Origin of the sequence: Gilliamella sp. ESL0250 (genome assembly GCF_013345045.1) — a bacterium.
Classification (GTDB): domain Bacteria; phylum Pseudomonadota; class Gammaproteobacteria; order Enterobacterales; family Orbaceae; genus Gilliamella; species Gilliamella apicola_H.
This window is the reverse complement of sequence record NZ_JAAEDV010000010.1, coordinates 95,665-113,059: the sequence shown is the minus strand read 5'-3', so window position 1 is coordinate 113,059 and position 17,395 is coordinate 95,665. Positions and strand designations below refer to the sequence as shown.

Here is a 17,395-nt window from a genome sequence, read left to right as displayed (position 1 = left end):
ACTTGAAATCCGCCATTTATTTTTTTCTCCAAAATGTCTTAATTTATTCGAAATTGTTGGAGTGTATCTTTACAAAAAATTAATGAAATTTTTGTGATATAAATCATAAATTAACTGTGGTTTTTATGGTTTTAAAGGCTAAATGTTTTTTAATGCTGTGTTACACTTATTAGAATTTAATTTGAAAAGTAAATGCAAAAATGCGAAAAAAAATCCCGTTATCGTTTACAACAAAGCTTTTTTTATCGCTTTTGTTTTTTTCATTGATTATTCTTGCGCTATTACAGAGCTATATTTGGAACACAACAGAAACAAATTTGTATCGAAGCTTGGGCGAAAAAGCGCAGATTCAAGCAAAAGAGTTATCTGTTTTACCAAGTTTAATTGAATATGTCAAAGAAAAAGACACAAATAAAATCGCTAATTTAATCACAGAGATATTTGAACAAAGCGATGCGAGCTATATTGTTATTGGTGATGCGAATGCCAACCGTCTATTTCACACAGCTAATAGTCCTTTACACTCCCCCATGGTTGGTGGTGATAATCAAGAGGTTCTTAACGGTAATAGTAGCATATCCATCAGTGAAGGATCTCTTGGTTTAGCATTAAGAGGCAAAGCACCGATTGTTGATCACGGTAAAATTATCGGCATTGTCTCGGTCGGTTATATGATTGATGATATTTATGCATTGCATATACAGCAATTTATACCATTTATCTTTTTTTGCTCCTTATTGTTTTTAGCGTTATTTATCTTTTCATATTGTTTTTCAAAAGCAATTAAAAAACAGATGTTTAATTTAGAGCCTAAAGCCATTGCACTATTGGTGAAAAGCCAAAAGTCGATCATGGAGTCGATTTTTGAAGGGGTTATCGCAATTGATCTTAATTATAAAATTATCAATATTAATCAATCTGCTCGTGCTATGTTAAAGATTAAGATAAGTGATGATGAGTTACATGAACATGATTTGAGGGCATTTATTAAATCAAGCGATTTTATTTATAAAAATGATAACCAAACCGAAGACATGCATGATCATATTTGTTATTTCAATAGTATTATTGTTATTGCAAGCAAAGTTCGTGTGGTCATCGATGATAAAATTCAAGGTTGGGTTATTACTTTTCGTAACTTTGATGATATTAATATATTAAGTATGCAATTAACACAAGTGACACAATATGTCGATAATTTGCGCGCATTAAGGCATGAGCATCTAAATTGGTTGGCAACATTATCGGGTTTAATTTATATGAAACGGTATGAAGAAGCGCAATCTTTTATCGCATTGCATTCTGCTGATAACCAAAGTAATTTAGATTTTATCACCACACATTTTAAGATGCCAGCTGTATGTGGTTTGTTAATTGGTAAATATGCAAAATCACATGAAATAGGTTTAAATCTATTATTTGATCCTGCATGCCAATTAAGTGTATTACCTTTACTTATCACCGAAACAGAATTTATGTCAATTTTAGGTAATTTGCTTGATAATGCCTTTAATGCCAGTTTAAAAAATGATCGTGGTGATAAAACAATTTATTTATATCTTAGTGATGCAACAGATGAAATTGTTCTTGAGATCAGTGACCAAGGTTGTGGTATCGATGAAAATATTCGTGATTCAATTTTCGAACCTGGCGTCACATCTCAAGAGGGTAAAGAACATGGCATAGGTTTACATCTTGTTTCAACCTATATAAAAAAGGCCAATGGTTATATTACATTTGAAGATAATACCCCTTATGGAACAATTTTTTCTGTATTTATACCTAAACAATAGAAAGGCAACTATATGAAAGAATTTCAAGAAGATAATATTAAAGTGCTGATTGTTGAAGATGAGCCCATTTTAGCAGAACTCAATGCCGAGTTTATTCAAAAAGATACAAGGGTCAAAGTAATCGGTATTGCTTCGAATTTATCTGAAGCTAAGATGATGGTAGAAAAATTAAAGCCAACATTGATTTTGCTCGATAATTACTTGCCTGACGGAAAAGGAATAGAATTATTTGAATATATCATCAACAATCATCTAGACTGTTATGTCATTTTTATGACAGCAGCAAGTGATATGGATACATGTAGTAAAGCAATTCGTTATGGTGCGTTTGATTATTTGATTAAACCCGTCTCTTATCAACGATTAAAGCATTCGCTTGAACGGTTTGAACTTTTTTTATATCGACAAAGCTTACAAAAACACGTCAATCAACGAAAAATTGATGAACTTTTCAATTTGCAAACCAAAGACTTTGTTAATATGAACCGACACTCAAAAGGCATTGAGGAAATCACATTACAAAAAGTGAAAGACATTTTTATGCAGAGCGAGAACGCTCTCACCGTTGATGAAATAGTAGAAAAAGCCAATATTAGCAAAACAACTGCTAGGCGATATTTAGAATATTGCGTCCAAATCAAATTATTAACAGTTGAACTTAATCATGGGAAAATTGGCCGTCCAGAAAGATTATATAGACGTTTAGGTAAATAAATAATTAAATTAAGACAATTTTTATATAGTAGCTTATTTCATATATAATTGATAATTATATAAATATGCTTATTTGTTATTTTAACTGCAAAATATTTGATGCTAGATTGAACTAACCTAGTTGTCCAGAGAGTTAAATTTTGCAGTACTAAATAATAAGGAGTAAGCGTATGTCTTTAGCTATAGGAAAGATCGTTACTAATGAAAATAATGAAATTGACAAAAATGGGGCATTTGTCCGCCAAACTAACCGTTTTGGTACACCATTTGGCGATAAACCTGGACAGTTACCCGTTGAGGCGGGTCGTTATCGTTTAATTTGGGCAGCTATTTGCCCTTGGGCACACCGATCAATGATAGCTATCAAATTATTAGGGTTAGATGATGTAATTAGTATCGGTAAAGTAAGTCCAGTTAGAACCTCTAATGGCTGGGAATTTTCGCTTGATGCCGGTGGTGTTGATCCTGTATTAGGTATTCGTTATCTACCTGAAATTTATGCTTTAACTGATCCTGAGTATGATGGCAGGGCGACAGTGCCAACCGTTGTCGATATAAAAACTGGCAAAGTTGTCAATAACGATTATTTTAAACTGACTTATTATTGGGAAACCGCATTTAAACCTTTCCATAAAACGGGTGCACCAGACCTTTATCCTGAACAATTACGAGTGGATATTGATGCACTAAACGATGTAATATTTCATGAAGTAAATAATGGCGTGTACAAAGCAGGTTTTGCTCGTTCGCAAAAAGCTTATGAAGATGCTTATCATATTGTTTTTAATCGCTTAGATAAGCTAGAACAGCGTTTGAGTCAATCACGTTATCTATTTGGTGATAAGATAACTGATTCTGATATTCGCCTCTATGTGACATTAGCTCGATTTGATGTTGCCTACTATGGCGCCTTTAAAACCAATCGTAATCGAATTATCGACTATCCTAACTTATGGGCCTATGCACGAGATCTTTATCAAATACCTGCTTTTGGTGAAACTACTGATTTTGAAGCAATAAAGAAAGGCTATTTTTTGGGTGATAATGCGCATAATCCTTATGATATTTTACCCTTAGGTCCAGATGTGAGTAATTGGCATACACCACATAACCGAGATAAACAGTTTAGTTCAAGTCACTAATTTAATTAATGGGATAATTATAATGCCAAATATATTAGATATTGGATTGATTTTTACTCAAATCCCAATGTTACTTGCTTATTTGCCCGTAACACTTTTTATTACTTTTTTCTCAATGTTACTTGGGGTAATGCTCGGTCTGATTATTGCTATCATCAAAATGAATAAAATACCGATATTATCACAAATATCAGCGGTATTTGTCTCTTTTATAAGAGGAACGCCATTATTAGTACAGCTTTATTTAAGCTTTTATGGTATTCCTATCTTATTGCGTTATATCAATTATTTTTATGACACTCACTATAATATTAATGGCATATCTCCAATGTTTTTTGTGTTAATTGCCTTTTCGTTAAACGAGGCAGCTTATAATTCAGAAACAATCCGCGCAGCATTACAGTCTGTGAATAAAGGTCAGATTGAAGCTGCGCAATCATTGGGCATGACCTATAGCCAATTGTTACGAAGAATTGTCATTCCTGAAGCCGTTATTGTGGCCTTACCTAATTTAGGTAATGCGCTAATTGGTTTACTAAAAGGCACATCATTAGCGTTTGTCTGTTCAGTAACCGAAATGACCGGTCGAGGGAAAACTTTAGCTGGGCATAGTTATCGTTATTTTGAAGTTTATATTTCATTAGCATTAATTTACTGGGTATTGACCATTATTATTGAACTGATTATGAAATATTTAGAAAAGCGTTTAACCATTTCTGACAGTGTTAACACTCCAAGTTATCGCCGAGGGAAATTATTATGATTAATGTGCAAAATTTGACATTATCTTTTCATCATAATCTGATATTGAATCAACTTAACTTTCACATTCGCCCCCATGAAATTGTCGCAATTATTGGGGCATCGGGTGCTGGTAAATCAACACTTTTACGGTGTTTAAATTTATTAGAAAAACCACAACAAGGTCAGATCCGTATTGATCATTTTGAATTTGATGTCAGTTGTAGAAAAAGGCATGAAGTTGTGGCGTTTCGCCAGCAAACAGCAATGGTGTTTCAACAATTCAATTTATTTCAACAAAAAAATGCTTTAGAAAATGTTATGGAAGGGTTAATGATTGTGAAAAAATACCCAAAGGATAAAGCGCAGCAGATAGCCTATGAAAAATTGGCTCAGGTTGGTCTTGCGGAGCGAATTTATCATTATCCAAAACAGTTATCAGGTGGGCAACAGCAAAGAGTTGCAATTGCTAGGGCGTTAGCTATGGAACCGAAAGTGTTGTTGCTTGATGAACCCACCTCGGCACTAGATCTTGAACTGGTGGGTGAAGTGTTAGCAACCATCAAAATAGCCGCTAAATCAGGCATTACTATGATTTTAGTTTCTCATGAAATGAGTTTTGTACATGATATTGCAACTCGGGTGCTATTTTTAGATAAAGGTCAAATCATTGAAGATGGTTCACCGCAGCAGGTGTTTTCAAATCCAACTCAATCAAGAACGAAAGATTTTTTGGCCAGATATTATTCTGCTGGGCAAATAGATTATGAAATTTAATAAATGGAGTATAAATGAATATTATTATTCGACAACATTGTGATGGAATTAATTGGCAAGATGTCGCTGATTTACTTGCTTTTTATGGACTTAGTTCATTGGATGCTAAAACACAAGAACTAGTGTTTCGTAAGAGCTATTCCGTTGTATTTTTACTGGAAAAAAACCGAGTAGTGGGTGTTGGGCGTGCATTATCTGATGGTGTTTGTCAGGCAGCTGTATATAACATTGCATTGGCGAAACACCTACATGGACAACAGTATGGACGGCTGATTGTTGATAAACTTGTTGAGCAAGTAAAACAGTGCAATATCATCCTTTACACCCATCCACAAACCGTCGAATTTTATAAAAATTTGGGCTTTGAAGTAATGAAAACTGGCATGGCGCGTTATCAAGCCGATCATATAACTGAAATGAGACATATGGGTTTTATTTAAAATATCGATAAAAAAGAGTGCAAAAAATCCATTTGCGGTATTGAGCTAAATTTACGGGGGAATAGCTTTATGAATTACAAAAAATGGTTAAGTATTTTAGCAGTAGGGGCTTTATTTTTGACTGGTTGTGATAACCAAAATAAGGGCGAAGAAGCAAAAGGTAAAGAAACAATTATTATTGCAACATCGGGTGCACCGAGCCCTTTCACCACAGTAGATGAGAAAGGTGAGTTAATGGGATATGATATTGATGTGGTAAAAGCAATATTTGCAAAATTACCGCAATACGAGATTAGCTTTGAAATTACAGAATTTCCTTCTGTTTTAGCTGGGCTTGATGCGCAGCGTTATCAGGTAGGCGCCAATAATTATGCCATGAATGAAAAGCGCAAAGAAAAGTATTTTTATTCTGATCCTATTTTTAAAAACCAGTACGCCATTGCGGTGGCAAAAAACAGTAACGACATTAAAAACTTTGCTGATCTAAATGGCAAATCAACCGAAGTGACACCGGGACTGAATTATGCTACCGCATTAGAGCTTTATAATGAACAGCATCCCAATAATCCTGTTAAAATTGTGTATAGTGAAGCTGATTTATTGCCAGTACTGCAACATGTTGAAACTGGACAATATGATTTTCAATTAATCGATAAAGTGATGCTATCACAATTGATTAACGAACATAATCTTAATCTTAAAATAATAGAATTAAGAAAAGAAGATGCTGATCGTATTGGTTCGCCATACAGTTACTTGTTAATCAGTAAAGGAGCTAAAGGCGAACAGTTAACCAAAGATATCAATGAGGGTATCAAAAAGATCATTAGTAATGGTGAATTATCGAAAATAAGTGATCACTATTTTCGAGCTGATTATTCACCTAAATAATCAATTTTCCTATTTTTTTGTATTGATAATCGATTCTTTTATCTCATAGTAGATAAGTATCGGTTATCCTCTCATCAGGTCGAATATTTAAGCCAACATTGATGTAATGAAAAATCGAATAAAAGTCACCCATTTGTTCACATTTTGTGGAAGTTAAATATCGGGCAAGTAATTAATAGGTTGACTTTATTAAAAAAACAAAAATTAAATAAAATAAATTAGCTACCTAAACATTCTTTGACGTTTTTTTACACTGTTTCCAAAGCTTTTCACTAAAAGTCTAATCAAAACTGCTTTAGGATTCATATTATCGATAATGCCTGCCTCCTTGAGACCATTTTTATTTGTCTATTTAATATAAATATTTTTTATAACTCTAAAAAAAGATTGAAATCACACGTTGATTAAGTAAGGATAATTAACTGTGATTTTTTATACCACATTATGCATACGCATATTGTGCAACTATGCCTTTAAGGCTGATGCAATAAATAATAAGGAGTCAACATGTTTAATAAAGATATGACTATTGCCGAGTATGATAAGGAATTGTGGGATGCCATTAAAGGCGAAGAGCAGCGTCAAGAAGATCATCTTGAGCTGATCGCATCAGAAAACTATACCAGCCCACGAGTAATGCAGGCGCAAGGATCACAGCTCACCAACAAATATGCCGAAGGTTATCCAGGGAAACGTTATTATGGTGGTTGTGAATATGTTGATGTTGTTGAAAAATTAGCAATTGAACGTGCTAAGGCCTTATTTGGCGCTGATTATGCTAATGTGCAACCGCATTCAGGTTCACAGGCCAATTTTGCGGTTTATATGGCGCTGTTAAAAACTGGCGATACTGTTTTAGGTATGAATCTATCAGAAGGTGGGCATTTGACACATGGTTCGCCGGTTAGCTTTTCTGGCAAGCTTTATCATATTGTGGATTATGGCGTTGATGATTCAGGACGCATTGATTATGACAAGCTAGCTAAAACAGCTCAAGAGTCTAAACCGAAAATGATTATTGGTGGGTTTTCGGCTTATTCTGGGGTGGTGGATTGGAAACGTATGCGCGAAATTGCTGATAGTGTGGGTGCTTATTTGTTTGTGGATATGGCGCACGTTGCTGGTTTGGTTGCCGCAGATGTTTATCCAAATCCTGTTCCTTATGCACACGTTGTGACTACAACAACCCATAAAACTCTAGGTGGTCCACGCGGTGGATTGATTTTAGCCAAAGGTGGCAGTGAAGAATTATATAAAAAGTTAAATTCGGCGGTCTTTCCTGGAGCGCAAGGTGGACCTTTAATGCATGTGATTGCCGCTAAAGCGGTAGCATTAAAAGAAGCAATGGAACCCACTTATAAAGAATATCAACAACAAGTGGTTAAAAATGCCAAAACGATGGTTGACGTGATTGTACAACGTGGCTATAAAGTGGTTTCTGGTGAAACACATAATCATCTGTTTTTAATTGATTTAGTTGATAAAAATATCACCGGTAAAGAAGCTGATGCTGCTTTGGGGAGTGCCAATATTACTGTCAATAAAAATAGTGTACCTAAAGATCCACAAAGTCCGTTTGTGACATCAGGCGTGCGTATTGGTACGCCAGCTATTACTCGCCGAGGCTTTAAAGAAGCTGAATCAAGCGATTTGGCAAATTGGATTTGTGATGTTTTAGATAATATTGATGACGAGCAAACCATTCAAGTAGTAAAAGACAAAGTTTTAGCTATTTGTCGCCGCTTGCCGGTTTATCAGCATTAATGGCTGATTAATTTCGCCGACTATTGTCGGCGAAATGGTTTGTTGGTTTTATTTGTCAATATTGGTGGTTGTGTCAGTTTTATTTTTGGTTTGTTCTTGATTATGCTGCTCGATATAGCGGTCAAGGTAACCTTCATGCCATAACCATCCCGCTGTCGCTCCAACACCAACAAGTAAAATAGCTAACCAAAAAGTAACGATCAGCTTTTGATGGCGCTGTTTCATAGGGTCATGCAAATTACGTTTTGCATTTGTTGGAAGTTCGGCTTTGCTGGTGAGTAGCCCGCCTAGCATTAAGTTGATTTTAACTTGCCCGTTAATAGCCCAGCCTGATGCTTCAAGCAGTGGTCCAAGAGTTCTTCGGCGTAATTTTAACCATGCTAAAATAACAGAAGGACCAGAAATAATCAGGAATATCCCAACAAAAAACAAAGGGAATTGCCACCAAGTGAGCGAAAAGATCGCTTGAAAAATCGAAGCTAATGCCGTGCCGATTGCTCCAACGGCTAAACCGATTGCTGCAAAAATACCGACGCTTTTGCCAATATCAAATTTATTAGCTGGGTTTTGCAATGCTTGTACACTCGATTTTTCAACATCGGCATCTTTGCTGCTTGCCCATTTGTTAATTTGTTCGGTAATACAGCGCCCAATGCGCTGATATGGTGCCAAAATCGCTTGCTGAATGCTAATTGGTTTGGTTATTATTTTAACGACATTGGCATCCCAATCGTTCCCTTCATTGTCGATAAACACACCATTGCGACCTTCAATTAATAGATCACCTTGCCCTGCGGTCATGGCAGCGGCAATCAGTTGTTTTTGCCCATGCCGTGTACATTCACAATAAAGTAGACAAAGTTCAGAATAATTTGCCATGGTTGCGTGTTTGGCGATATTATCAACTGCAACACAAAGAGTTGCACAGCGACCATCTATATAAAGATTACCTAGTTGAAAGGCAGCTCGAGTTTTTGGTGTGAAGAAGTCTGCAAAAGAGACAAAGTTAACCAGTAAACGGTAAAGATGTTTATGAAACAGGACTAATTTTTCTAACACTAGTACATCTGATGCAGATATTGGTGTTTTGTTATCTTGTTCAACCATCTGCTTAAATTCGTTGAGTAAATCATCGTTAGCTAAATTGGTAATGGCGTTATTTGACATATCTTCTAAACTGGCAAAAGGTTCAATTTCAACCGTTAATTGTGCCATTTTAGGCTTAGCGCTAATAAGGACTGTGTAAGCTTGCAAACTTTGTTGAATATCTTGCCATTCTTGCTGTGTTAGTTGATCGGGATTAGATAAGGATGACGCCACTAATGTTTTAAATCGGCTGATTTTAGCTTTCCAAAGTGGATTAAGGCCATTGACAAGATCTAGCGCATTGGTTTTATCGATTTTTGATAGTGGTAACTCGGCTAAAGCTTCGTCAGACAGTAATCCATTTTGTGTTGGTACGATATATTTTTCGTCGACGTTGAGCGCGGTTTGTGCTTGCGGTGCGTATTGTGCCAGTTCAACACGTAAAAAATAATCATCAATTTTGGGTTTTAATAGCTGGGTTAATTTCCAAATTTCGGCGGTATCTTTCCCAAATGGTGTTTGTGTGTTATTTATTTTGGTTTGCCATTGTAACCATGTTTTTAGGTTGTCGACAAAGGTAGTAGCTATGTTTAAATCAATGCCATTTTGTCCACTCATATCTTTCTGCGCACCCGTGGTTTTGATTGCCGTTTGAATAAATGCTTGCATATCAGGTGATAATTCGCTTGATGCTGGGAAGATTAAATCACCATTGTAAAGCTTGTCAGCATTGATTTTTATACATTGCTGTATGTCATCTTGCGTTAAATAATCCAACTGACTTTTATTTAAGCTTGCTAAAATGCTATCAGCGGTGACAGAGAGTTTTTTTCCTGATGGAGTTGATGTGTTAATTTGTGATAATGGGAGTGTTTCATTCATTTTTAAAATACTATCAAATGAAATAATTTTATCTCGAGTCCAACTGATGGCATCTAAAATATCAGGTATGCGAATACGTCCATCATTGTCCGAATCAAGTAGGGCTAAAGTTCGCTTATCAAAATCTAAGCCTGTTGTTGGGCAACTTAGAGCAACCCATAATTTAGGGTCTAAATCAGGTAAATTGATAATGTCATTGGCACTTTTAAATACAACTTGATCAAGTCCACCAACACGTTGAAATGTCCACATATGGCTCATAATAATCTCCATACCGAGCGAATTAATATTTTTATTAATTAATATAACAGTATTTGTGTTTTTTTATAGAATAGAACAGTAATTTCTAATATTTGTGACACCTATTAGTGTATCTTTGGTATTTGATTTAGTTACCTTTGGCAACTTTATGATAGAATAATACCTTATTACTTAATATCCAAAAAAAATCACTAATATGTCATTAATTAATCTTACCAATGCTTATCTTTCATTTAGCGATGCGCCATTGCTTGATCATATCGATATGTCTATTGAACCAAACGAGCGTGTTTGTCTTGTTGGTCGTAATGGTGCTGGCAAATCAACGTTACTTAAAGTGTTAAATAAAGAAGTGCCATTAGATGAAGGGCAAATTATTTATGAAAATAATGTGATTGTTTCACGTTTACAGCAAGATCCTCCTCGCGATGTGCAAGGCAATGTGTTTGACTTTGTGGCAGAAGGATTACACGAACAAGCACAGTTATTACGAGATTATTATGATTTGGCTCATCGCGTTGAACTCGATCCTTGCGAAAGTAACTTGGCTAAATTAGCGAAAATGCAAGAGCAGTTAGATCATCAAAATGGCTGGCAATTAGATAGTCGTATTCGTAATGTTATTTCGTCGTTATCACTTGATGGTGATGCATTGTTATCTTCACTATCAGGTGGCTGGCTTCGTAAAGCTGCATTAGCCAAGGCATTGGTTTGTCAACCATCGGTTTTATTGCTTGATGAACCAACAAACCATTTAGATATTCAAACCATAAAATGGTTGGAAGAGTTTTTGAAAAGCTTTAATGGCAGTATTGTGTTTATTTCTCATGACCGTTCATTTATTCGCCAAATGGCAACGCGTATTATTGATTTAGATCGAGGTAAAATTGCCTCTTGGAGCGGTAACTACGATAACTATTTACTTGGTAAAGAGGAAGCATTGCGCGTTGAAGAATTGCAAAATGCTGAATTTGATAAAAAATTGGCTCAAGAAGAGGTCTGGATTCGCCAAGGTATTAAAGCACGCCGTACACGTAATGAAGGGCGAGTACGAGCATTAAAAGCAATGCGTCAAGAGTATAGTGAGCGTCGCCAAGTGATGGGCAGTGCCAAAATGCAAATTGAAGAAGCATTACGTTCAGGAAAAATCGTTTTTGAGCTTGAAAATGTGACCTATCAGATAGCAGATAAATTGCTAGTTAATGATTTTACTGTACAAGTATTACGTGGCGATAAAATAGCTCTAATTGGTCCTAATGGTATTGGTAAAACGACGTTGTTAAAACTGATGTTAGGCAATTTAGCGCCAATATCAGGTAGCGTACATTGTGGTACAAAGCTTGAAGTGGCCTATTTTGATCAATATCGATTAGAGCTTGATCCTGAAAAAAACGTGATGGATAATTTAGCTGAAGGTAAACAAGAAGTGATGGTTAATGGACGATCACGTCATATACTTGGTTATCTGCAAGATTTTTTATTCCCGCCAAAACGCGCCCGAACACCTGTTCGTGCATTATCAGGTGGGGAGCGTAATCGTTTATTGCTGGCTAAACTATTTTTAAAGCCTAGTAATTTATTAATACTTGATGAACCGACCAATGATCTGGATATTGAAACGCTGGAATTGTTAGAAGAGTTGGTTAATGATTATCAGGGAACAGTCTTACTAGTTAGTCATGATCGGCAGTTTGTTGATAATGTGGTTACCCAATGTTGGTTTTTTGAGGACAAAGGGCATATTGGTATTTATGCCGGTGGTTATGCCGATGCTCTGCAACAACAGCAACAAGCACAACCGGTTAAAGTAGCGGCAGTTAATGATGTTAAACAGCCTAAAAAAGCATTAAGCACGACGAATAACAAAAGCAATGATCAAGCCACTAAAAAGAAGGTTAAGTTGAGTTATAATGAGCAACGAGAGTTAACACAATTACCAAGCAAAATAGAACAATTAGAATTAGCTATTGCTGATTTACAAGCACAGATTGGTCAAAGTGACTTTTTTAATCAACCCCACGAGGTTACAGGTCCAATCTTACAATCTTTGACCGACAAAGAAGCCGAATTAGAATCTGCTTTTGAACGATGGGAACAGTTAGAGTCTTTAAGTAAATCATAATGTAAGAGTGTTATTTTCAGCATTATTTATTGGCGTTATATAATAAATAATGCTGTTTCTGAGCTTTAAGATTTTTATAAAATGGTTTTATTATTCCACAATTTTCTAGAACAAAGACAGAAAAATAACAACGCAATAATAACGAAAACGGCGCCAACAAAACCAATATCCTCCGTTGATAGTAAAATTAATACTTTACTACCTATAAAAGCGCCTCCGCCTATTCCAATATTGTAAATACCTGAATAAACAGATGTGGCAATATCGGTTGCATCGGGCGCTGCGTCGATGACTTTGCTTTGCATGACCATGCCAATAATGGTAATCGAAAGCCCCCAGATCAAACATTGAATGATTGCGGTATAAAGTGTGAACGAACAGACATAAAGTGATAATAAACAAGCGATCAATGACAACATAGGGATCACTAAAATGGCGGTTGGATTTTTTTCGGCGTATTTTGCAAAAATAACGCTGCCAATCATGCCAGAAAAACCGACTACTAACAATAAAGCGACGATAACATTTTGATTAAATCCGCCAACATCTTTCATAAATGGCGTAATGTAGGTATAAGCAGTGAAGTGGCCAGCAATTATAATGGCTATTAATAGATAAATGTTTAGCAGTATTGGGCGTTTTAATACCATAGGAATATCTTTGATAGAGAGAATATCCATGCTTGGTACAGTAGGCAATAAGCGGAGTAGTAATATCATCACGCAAAAAGCGATACCAGCAATACATAAAAAAGTTACGCGCCAGCCAACGAGTTGTCCTATGATGGTGCCAATTGGAATGCCTAGAATGGTTGCCATCGATACGCCAATAACAATAAAGCCCATTGCTTTAGCTTTTTTACCATTGGGCGCTAACCGAACGGCAAGCGGTGTTGTAATTGCCCAAAATACCGCATGTGCACAAGCAATACCAATTCTTGCTACCATCAAACTGTAAAAATTCCACGCAAATCCAGCTAAAATATGACTACCAATAAATAGGTAAAATAAAAGGATGAGTAGCTTTCTTCGTTCCATTTTTGACGTTAATACTGTGAGTGGCAATGATAATAACGAGACAGCCCACGCATAAATGGTGAGTAATAATCCAGCATGAGCTACATCCATTGAAAAGCTTTCAGCAATATTAGGCAATAGCCCAACAGGAACAAATTCCGTTGTATTAAAAATAAATGCCGCAAATGCAAGGCAAAGAATTGATGACCAAATGCGAGATCGGGTAATACTATTGTTCATGATTAAGAGTATGGAGGGAAGATTAGATTATGTTTGATTATAACTGAATATTTTTGTCTATAAAATAGCTGCCATGAATAAATCTTAAAGTAAACTGCCACCACTATGGGATTGGGTGGCGAAGTATCATTGTTGCTATTTATGCTAATGCTTTAGCAGCCGCTAGGGCTTTATCATAATTAGGTTCTGAAGATGTTTCTTTAACATATTCAACATAAGCAATTTTGTCATTTTTATCAATAACAAATACGGCACGAGAAAGTAAACGTAGTTCTTCAATAACAGTGCCATATTTTAAACCAAAATCCAGATCTTTATGGTCAGAAATGACTTTGACCACATCAATGCCTTCAGCCGCACAATAGCGATTTAATGCAAAAGGTAAATCAACACTAATTGAAAATATCACGGTATCTTTTAGTTTTGCTGCTTCTACATTGAAACGGTGAACTTGGGCACTACATACCGAAGTATCAATGGATGGTACCGAATTAATAATTCTGATTTTACCTTTAAAATCGGATAATTTAATGGGTTTCATTGCTAAATCTTGCACGATAAAATCAGGTGCCATGTCACCAACATTAATTTTGGAACCTAACAAAGTAATAGGGGCTCCACGCATAGTAACTTCATTGACTCTTTTTTGCATAACTGTTTCCTTTGGGGGGGATAATAATTGTGTTGTAATAAATTTCAGTGTTGATAGGATAACGACGTTCAATGCATTAAAGCTTTTGCACCTATTGGCGTTGATTCAATATAGACCTAAACAGGTTACCGAGCAATAGCGCTATCATGTTTTTAGTGATGAATTAGCCAATTTCAGCTATTGTTAATAATGTTGTTTTTTAATGTAATTAAATTATTTCTGTTTTGTATGTTTATTAGACAATGGTATATAATGCCAGTCCCTTTCTTTACTCTTATATCAACACTATGAATCAATTACTTATTACTGTTTGTTTACTGACTTTTAGTAATGCTTTTATGACTTTTGCGTGGTATGGGCATTTGCGGTTTTTACATAACCAAGTTTGGCTAGTGGCGGTGTTTGCTAGCTGGGGGATTGCGTTATTTGAGTATTTATTGCAAGTGCCTGCTAATCGCATTGGTTTTCAGGTTGCCAGCGCAAGTCAATTAAAGATTATTCAGGAAGTAATTAGTTTGTCTGTTTTTATCCCTTTTTCAATTTATATTTTAAAAGAGCCATTTAAGACAGACTATATTTGGGCGGGTTTGTGTCTTTTAGGTGCGGTATTTTTTATGTTCCGCGATAAGATTTTTGCTTAAATTCATTCTAGAACCGTGATAAATATTGAGCATATTTGTCACGGTAATGATCTAAATTAGCCTTTCAAATATTCCACGGTAAATATAATTGTGATGACTATCACATTAAAAATACTCAATCTTTATTAATATGTTGCTGTATTTTATTGTTGAACAGCTATTGATATCTTGCTGACCGTGTTGTTGTTTCATACAAAATTATTAATTAATTAGATGTTATTTAAGCGTTTTTTGTTTCGATAACATGTTTTGATAGTTATCCCTTATTTGTATAAGGAGAAGTATATGCAAAAAAAATTTTTTTGTTCGTTATTTGTTGCTTCTTTAATATGTTCAAATGTTTTTGCTTCTGGGGGAAAAGATGTAACAACAGATCCTAATGATTTTTTCCTTAAAGAAGAACAAGCACCTAATAGCTTGCTGCTTTTGCCACCGCCTCCTACTTTTGACAGCATTGATTTTTTACGCGATAAAGCAATGTACGATTGGGGTAAGTCTGTTCGTAATACAGAACGTGGAAAACAGGCCTACTTAGATGCTGATTCAAGTAAAGATAATATAACTAAGCAATTTTCACCATCTTTTGGGTTTGAAATTTCTGATAAGAAAACGCCAGAAATTTACAAATTAGTTACTACAATGAAAGAAGATGCAGGGGATTTGGCAACGCGCTCAGCTAAAAACCATTATAATCGTATTCGACCGTTTTCATTTTTCCATGAACCAACCTGTCGCCCAGATGATGAAAAAACGCTATCGACCAATGGATCCTATCCCTCTGGTCATACAACAATGGGGTTTGCTATTTCACTTGTGTTAGCAGAGATAAATCCAGCGCGTCAAAATGAAATTTTAAAACGAGGTTATGAGATTGGCGAAAGCCGCGTTATTTGCGGCTATCATTGGCAAAGTGATGTTGATGCTGCTAAGGTGATGGCAGCTGCGGTGGTTGCTCAATTACATACGAATACCGCTTTTAATCAACAATTAACGAGGGCAAAAGCCGAGTTCCACCATTTAAAATAAGGGTGATAATGGGGCAGTTATTGCGCGACTGATCGTGGCGATGTTATGCCAAATTAATTATAAAATATCAATAGCATTGGCTGTTGTTGACAGCCAAGCTTATTCTTTGTTATAGCGTCTTAAAGGAAATATCCGGTAAAATTGCTTCGCCTTGCCAATATAACTCACTGGCAATACGCCCGGCAATTTGGCAATAAAGCTGGGTAAATTCGCTATCAGGATGGCTAATAACAGTAGGTTGCCCTGTATCGAGATCTTGGCGTAACATTTTATGGAGTGGCATTTTTCCGAGTAATTTTGTTTGATATTGCTCAGCTAAACGCTGTGCTCCACCTTCGCCAAAAATGGCTTCGTGATGACCACAATTTTCGCAAATGTGGTAACTCATGTTTTCAATAATGCCTAATGTAGGGATGTTGACTTTATTAAACATGGCCATGCCTTTTTTAGCATCAATTAATGCGATGTCTTGCGGTGTACTGACAATGATTGCTGCCGTTACTGGAATGCTTTGTGCTAGGGTTAATTGGATGTCCCCAGTTCCCGGAGGCATATCAATAACCAAATAATCAAGTTCAGGCCATAATGTATCTTGTAATATTTGCATTAATGCCTTGCTTGCCATTGGTCCTCGCCATACCATGGCGCTATCTGGATCGACTAAATAACCAATAGAGTTACTGGCTAATCCGTGTGACATAATTGGGGTCATGTGTTTATTGTCAGGTGTTAACGGTTGCTGTTTTTCTGTGCCTAACATGGTTGGAATTGAAGGGCCATAAATATCTGCATCTAAAATACCTACTTTGGCTCCTTGTTTTTGTAAAGCTAGTGCAAGATTGACGGCTGTTGATGATTTACCCACGCCACCTTTGCCTGAACTTATGGCGATAATATTTTTTATATTGTTAATGGCATGTTGGTCATTAGCGCGTTTTAATGTGGCAATTTTATAGTCAATGTGCCAGTCAACGTCTTTAATGTCGTTAAGTTTAAGTAATTTTGGGGTGGCTATTTTTTTTAACTCGTCAAAAGCGTTTTGCCAAGCAAAGGGCATGGTTAAATTAATGGATAAATGCTGATTAAATATTTCGCATTTAGTTAGTGCACCAAGTTCAAGTAAATTTTTTTGTAAGGTTGCATGAGTAAAATTCTCAAGAATCTTTTTTACTTCAATGTTCATTGCTGTTATCTCTTTATGCATTGA

15 protein-coding genes are annotated in these 17,395 nt (G+C 35.8%); 11 read left to right on the top strand and 4 right to left on the bottom strand.

Annotated elements, in window-relative coordinates:
* Positions 1-200 precede the first annotated feature (200 nt).
* From GYY69_RS09030 to glyA, 8 genes are all read left to right on the top strand, one after another.
* Positions 201-1,793: an ATP-binding protein gene (locus GYY69_RS09030; protein ID WP_174797378.1), complete on the top strand. Its 1,593-nt coding sequence runs from the start codon at positions 201-203 to the stop codon at positions 1,791-1,793.
* 12 nt (positions 1,794-1,805) lie between these two features.
* Positions 1,806-2,507 carry a response regulator gene (locus tag GYY69_RS09025; RefSeq protein WP_174797377.1) on the top strand — a complete coding sequence of 234 codons (702 nt, stop codon included), beginning with the start codon at positions 1,806-1,808 and terminating at the stop codon, positions 2,505-2,507.
* A 170-nt stretch (positions 2,508-2,677) separates the two neighbouring features.
* Complete coding sequence (locus GYY69_RS09020) at positions 2,678-3,649, top strand: glutathione S-transferase family protein (RefSeq protein WP_174797376.1); 972 nt, start codon at positions 2,678-2,680, stop codon at positions 3,647-3,649.
* Positions 3,650-3,671: 22 nt separating this feature from the next.
* The gene (locus tag GYY69_RS09015; protein ID WP_174797375.1) at positions 3,672-4,412 is read left to right on the top strand and encodes an amino acid ABC transporter permease; all 741 of its coding nucleotides are present in this window, start codon (positions 3,672-3,674) and stop codon (positions 4,410-4,412) included.
* Complete coding sequence (locus tag GYY69_RS09010; protein WP_174797374.1) at positions 4,409-5,167, top strand: amino acid ABC transporter ATP-binding protein; 759 nt, start codon at positions 4,409-4,411, stop codon at positions 5,165-5,167. Before GYY69_RS09015 ends, GYY69_RS09010 begins: the two co-directional genes overlap by 4 nt.
* 14 nt (positions 5,168-5,181) lie before the next feature.
* Positions 5,182-5,607, top strand: a complete 426-nt coding sequence (locus tag GYY69_RS09005; RefSeq protein ID WP_174797373.1) for a GNAT family N-acetyltransferase — start codon at positions 5,182-5,184, stop codon at positions 5,605-5,607.
* Between the two features lie 69 nt (positions 5,608-5,676).
* Positions 5,677-6,498, top strand: a complete 822-nt coding sequence (locus GYY69_RS09000) for a transporter substrate-binding domain-containing protein (RefSeq protein WP_174797372.1) — start codon at positions 5,677-5,679, stop codon at positions 6,496-6,498.
* A gap of 507 nt (positions 6,499-7,005) precedes the next feature.
* Positions 7,006-8,262, top strand: coding sequence for a serine hydroxymethyltransferase (gene glyA / locus GYY69_RS08995; RefSeq protein ID WP_174797371.1), 1,257 nt, complete (start codon positions 7,006-7,008; stop codon positions 8,260-8,262).
* A 48-nt stretch (positions 8,263-8,310) separates the two neighbouring features.
* Here glyA and GYY69_RS08990 read toward each other — a convergent pair whose 3' ends face one another.
* Positions 8,311-10,491: a MerC domain-containing protein gene (locus GYY69_RS08990; RefSeq protein WP_174797370.1), complete on the bottom strand. Its 2,181-nt coding sequence runs from the start codon at positions 10,489-10,491 to the stop codon at positions 8,311-8,313.
* A 196-nt stretch (positions 10,492-10,687) separates the two neighbouring features.
* On the opposite strand from GYY69_RS08990, the gene GYY69_RS08985 reads away from it, so the two are divergent.
* Positions 10,688-12,613 carry an ABC transporter ATP-binding protein gene (locus GYY69_RS08985; protein WP_174797369.1) on the top strand — a complete coding sequence of 642 codons (1,926 nt, stop codon included), beginning with the start codon at positions 10,688-10,690 and terminating at the stop codon, positions 12,611-12,613.
* Positions 12,614-12,687: 74 nt separating this feature from the next.
* On the opposite strand, the gene GYY69_RS08980 is transcribed toward GYY69_RS08985, so the two are convergent.
* Complete coding sequence (locus GYY69_RS08980; RefSeq protein WP_174797368.1) at positions 12,688-13,869, bottom strand: sugar transporter; 1,182 nt, start codon at positions 13,867-13,869, stop codon at positions 12,688-12,690.
* 139 nt (positions 13,870-14,008) lie between these two features.
* Complete coding sequence (tpx, locus tag GYY69_RS08975; RefSeq protein WP_174797367.1) at positions 14,009-14,521, bottom strand: thiol peroxidase; 513 nt, start codon at positions 14,519-14,521, stop codon at positions 14,009-14,011.
* 287 nt (positions 14,522-14,808) lie between these two features.
* Between tpx and GYY69_RS08970 the strand changes: the two genes are divergently transcribed.
* Together GYY69_RS08970 and GYY69_RS08965 are read left to right on the top strand one after the other, a co-directional pair.
* Positions 14,809-15,162 carry a DMT family protein gene (locus GYY69_RS08970; RefSeq protein ID WP_174797366.1) on the top strand — a complete coding sequence of 118 codons (354 nt, stop codon included), beginning with the start codon at positions 14,809-14,811 and terminating at the stop codon, positions 15,160-15,162.
* A 285-nt stretch (positions 15,163-15,447) separates the two neighbouring features.
* Complete coding sequence (locus GYY69_RS08965) at positions 15,448-16,188, top strand: acid phosphatase (RefSeq protein WP_174797365.1); 741 nt, start codon at positions 15,448-15,450, stop codon at positions 16,186-16,188.
* 109 nt (positions 16,189-16,297) lie between these two features.
* On the opposite strand, the gene apbC is transcribed toward GYY69_RS08965, so the two are convergent.
* On the bottom strand, positions 16,298-17,371 hold the full coding sequence (gene apbC, locus GYY69_RS08960; RefSeq protein ID WP_202984984.1) for an iron-sulfur cluster carrier protein ApbC: 1,074 nt from the start codon (positions 17,369-17,371) through the stop codon (positions 16,298-16,300).
* Between the last annotated feature and the right edge of the window lie 24 nt (positions 17,372-17,395).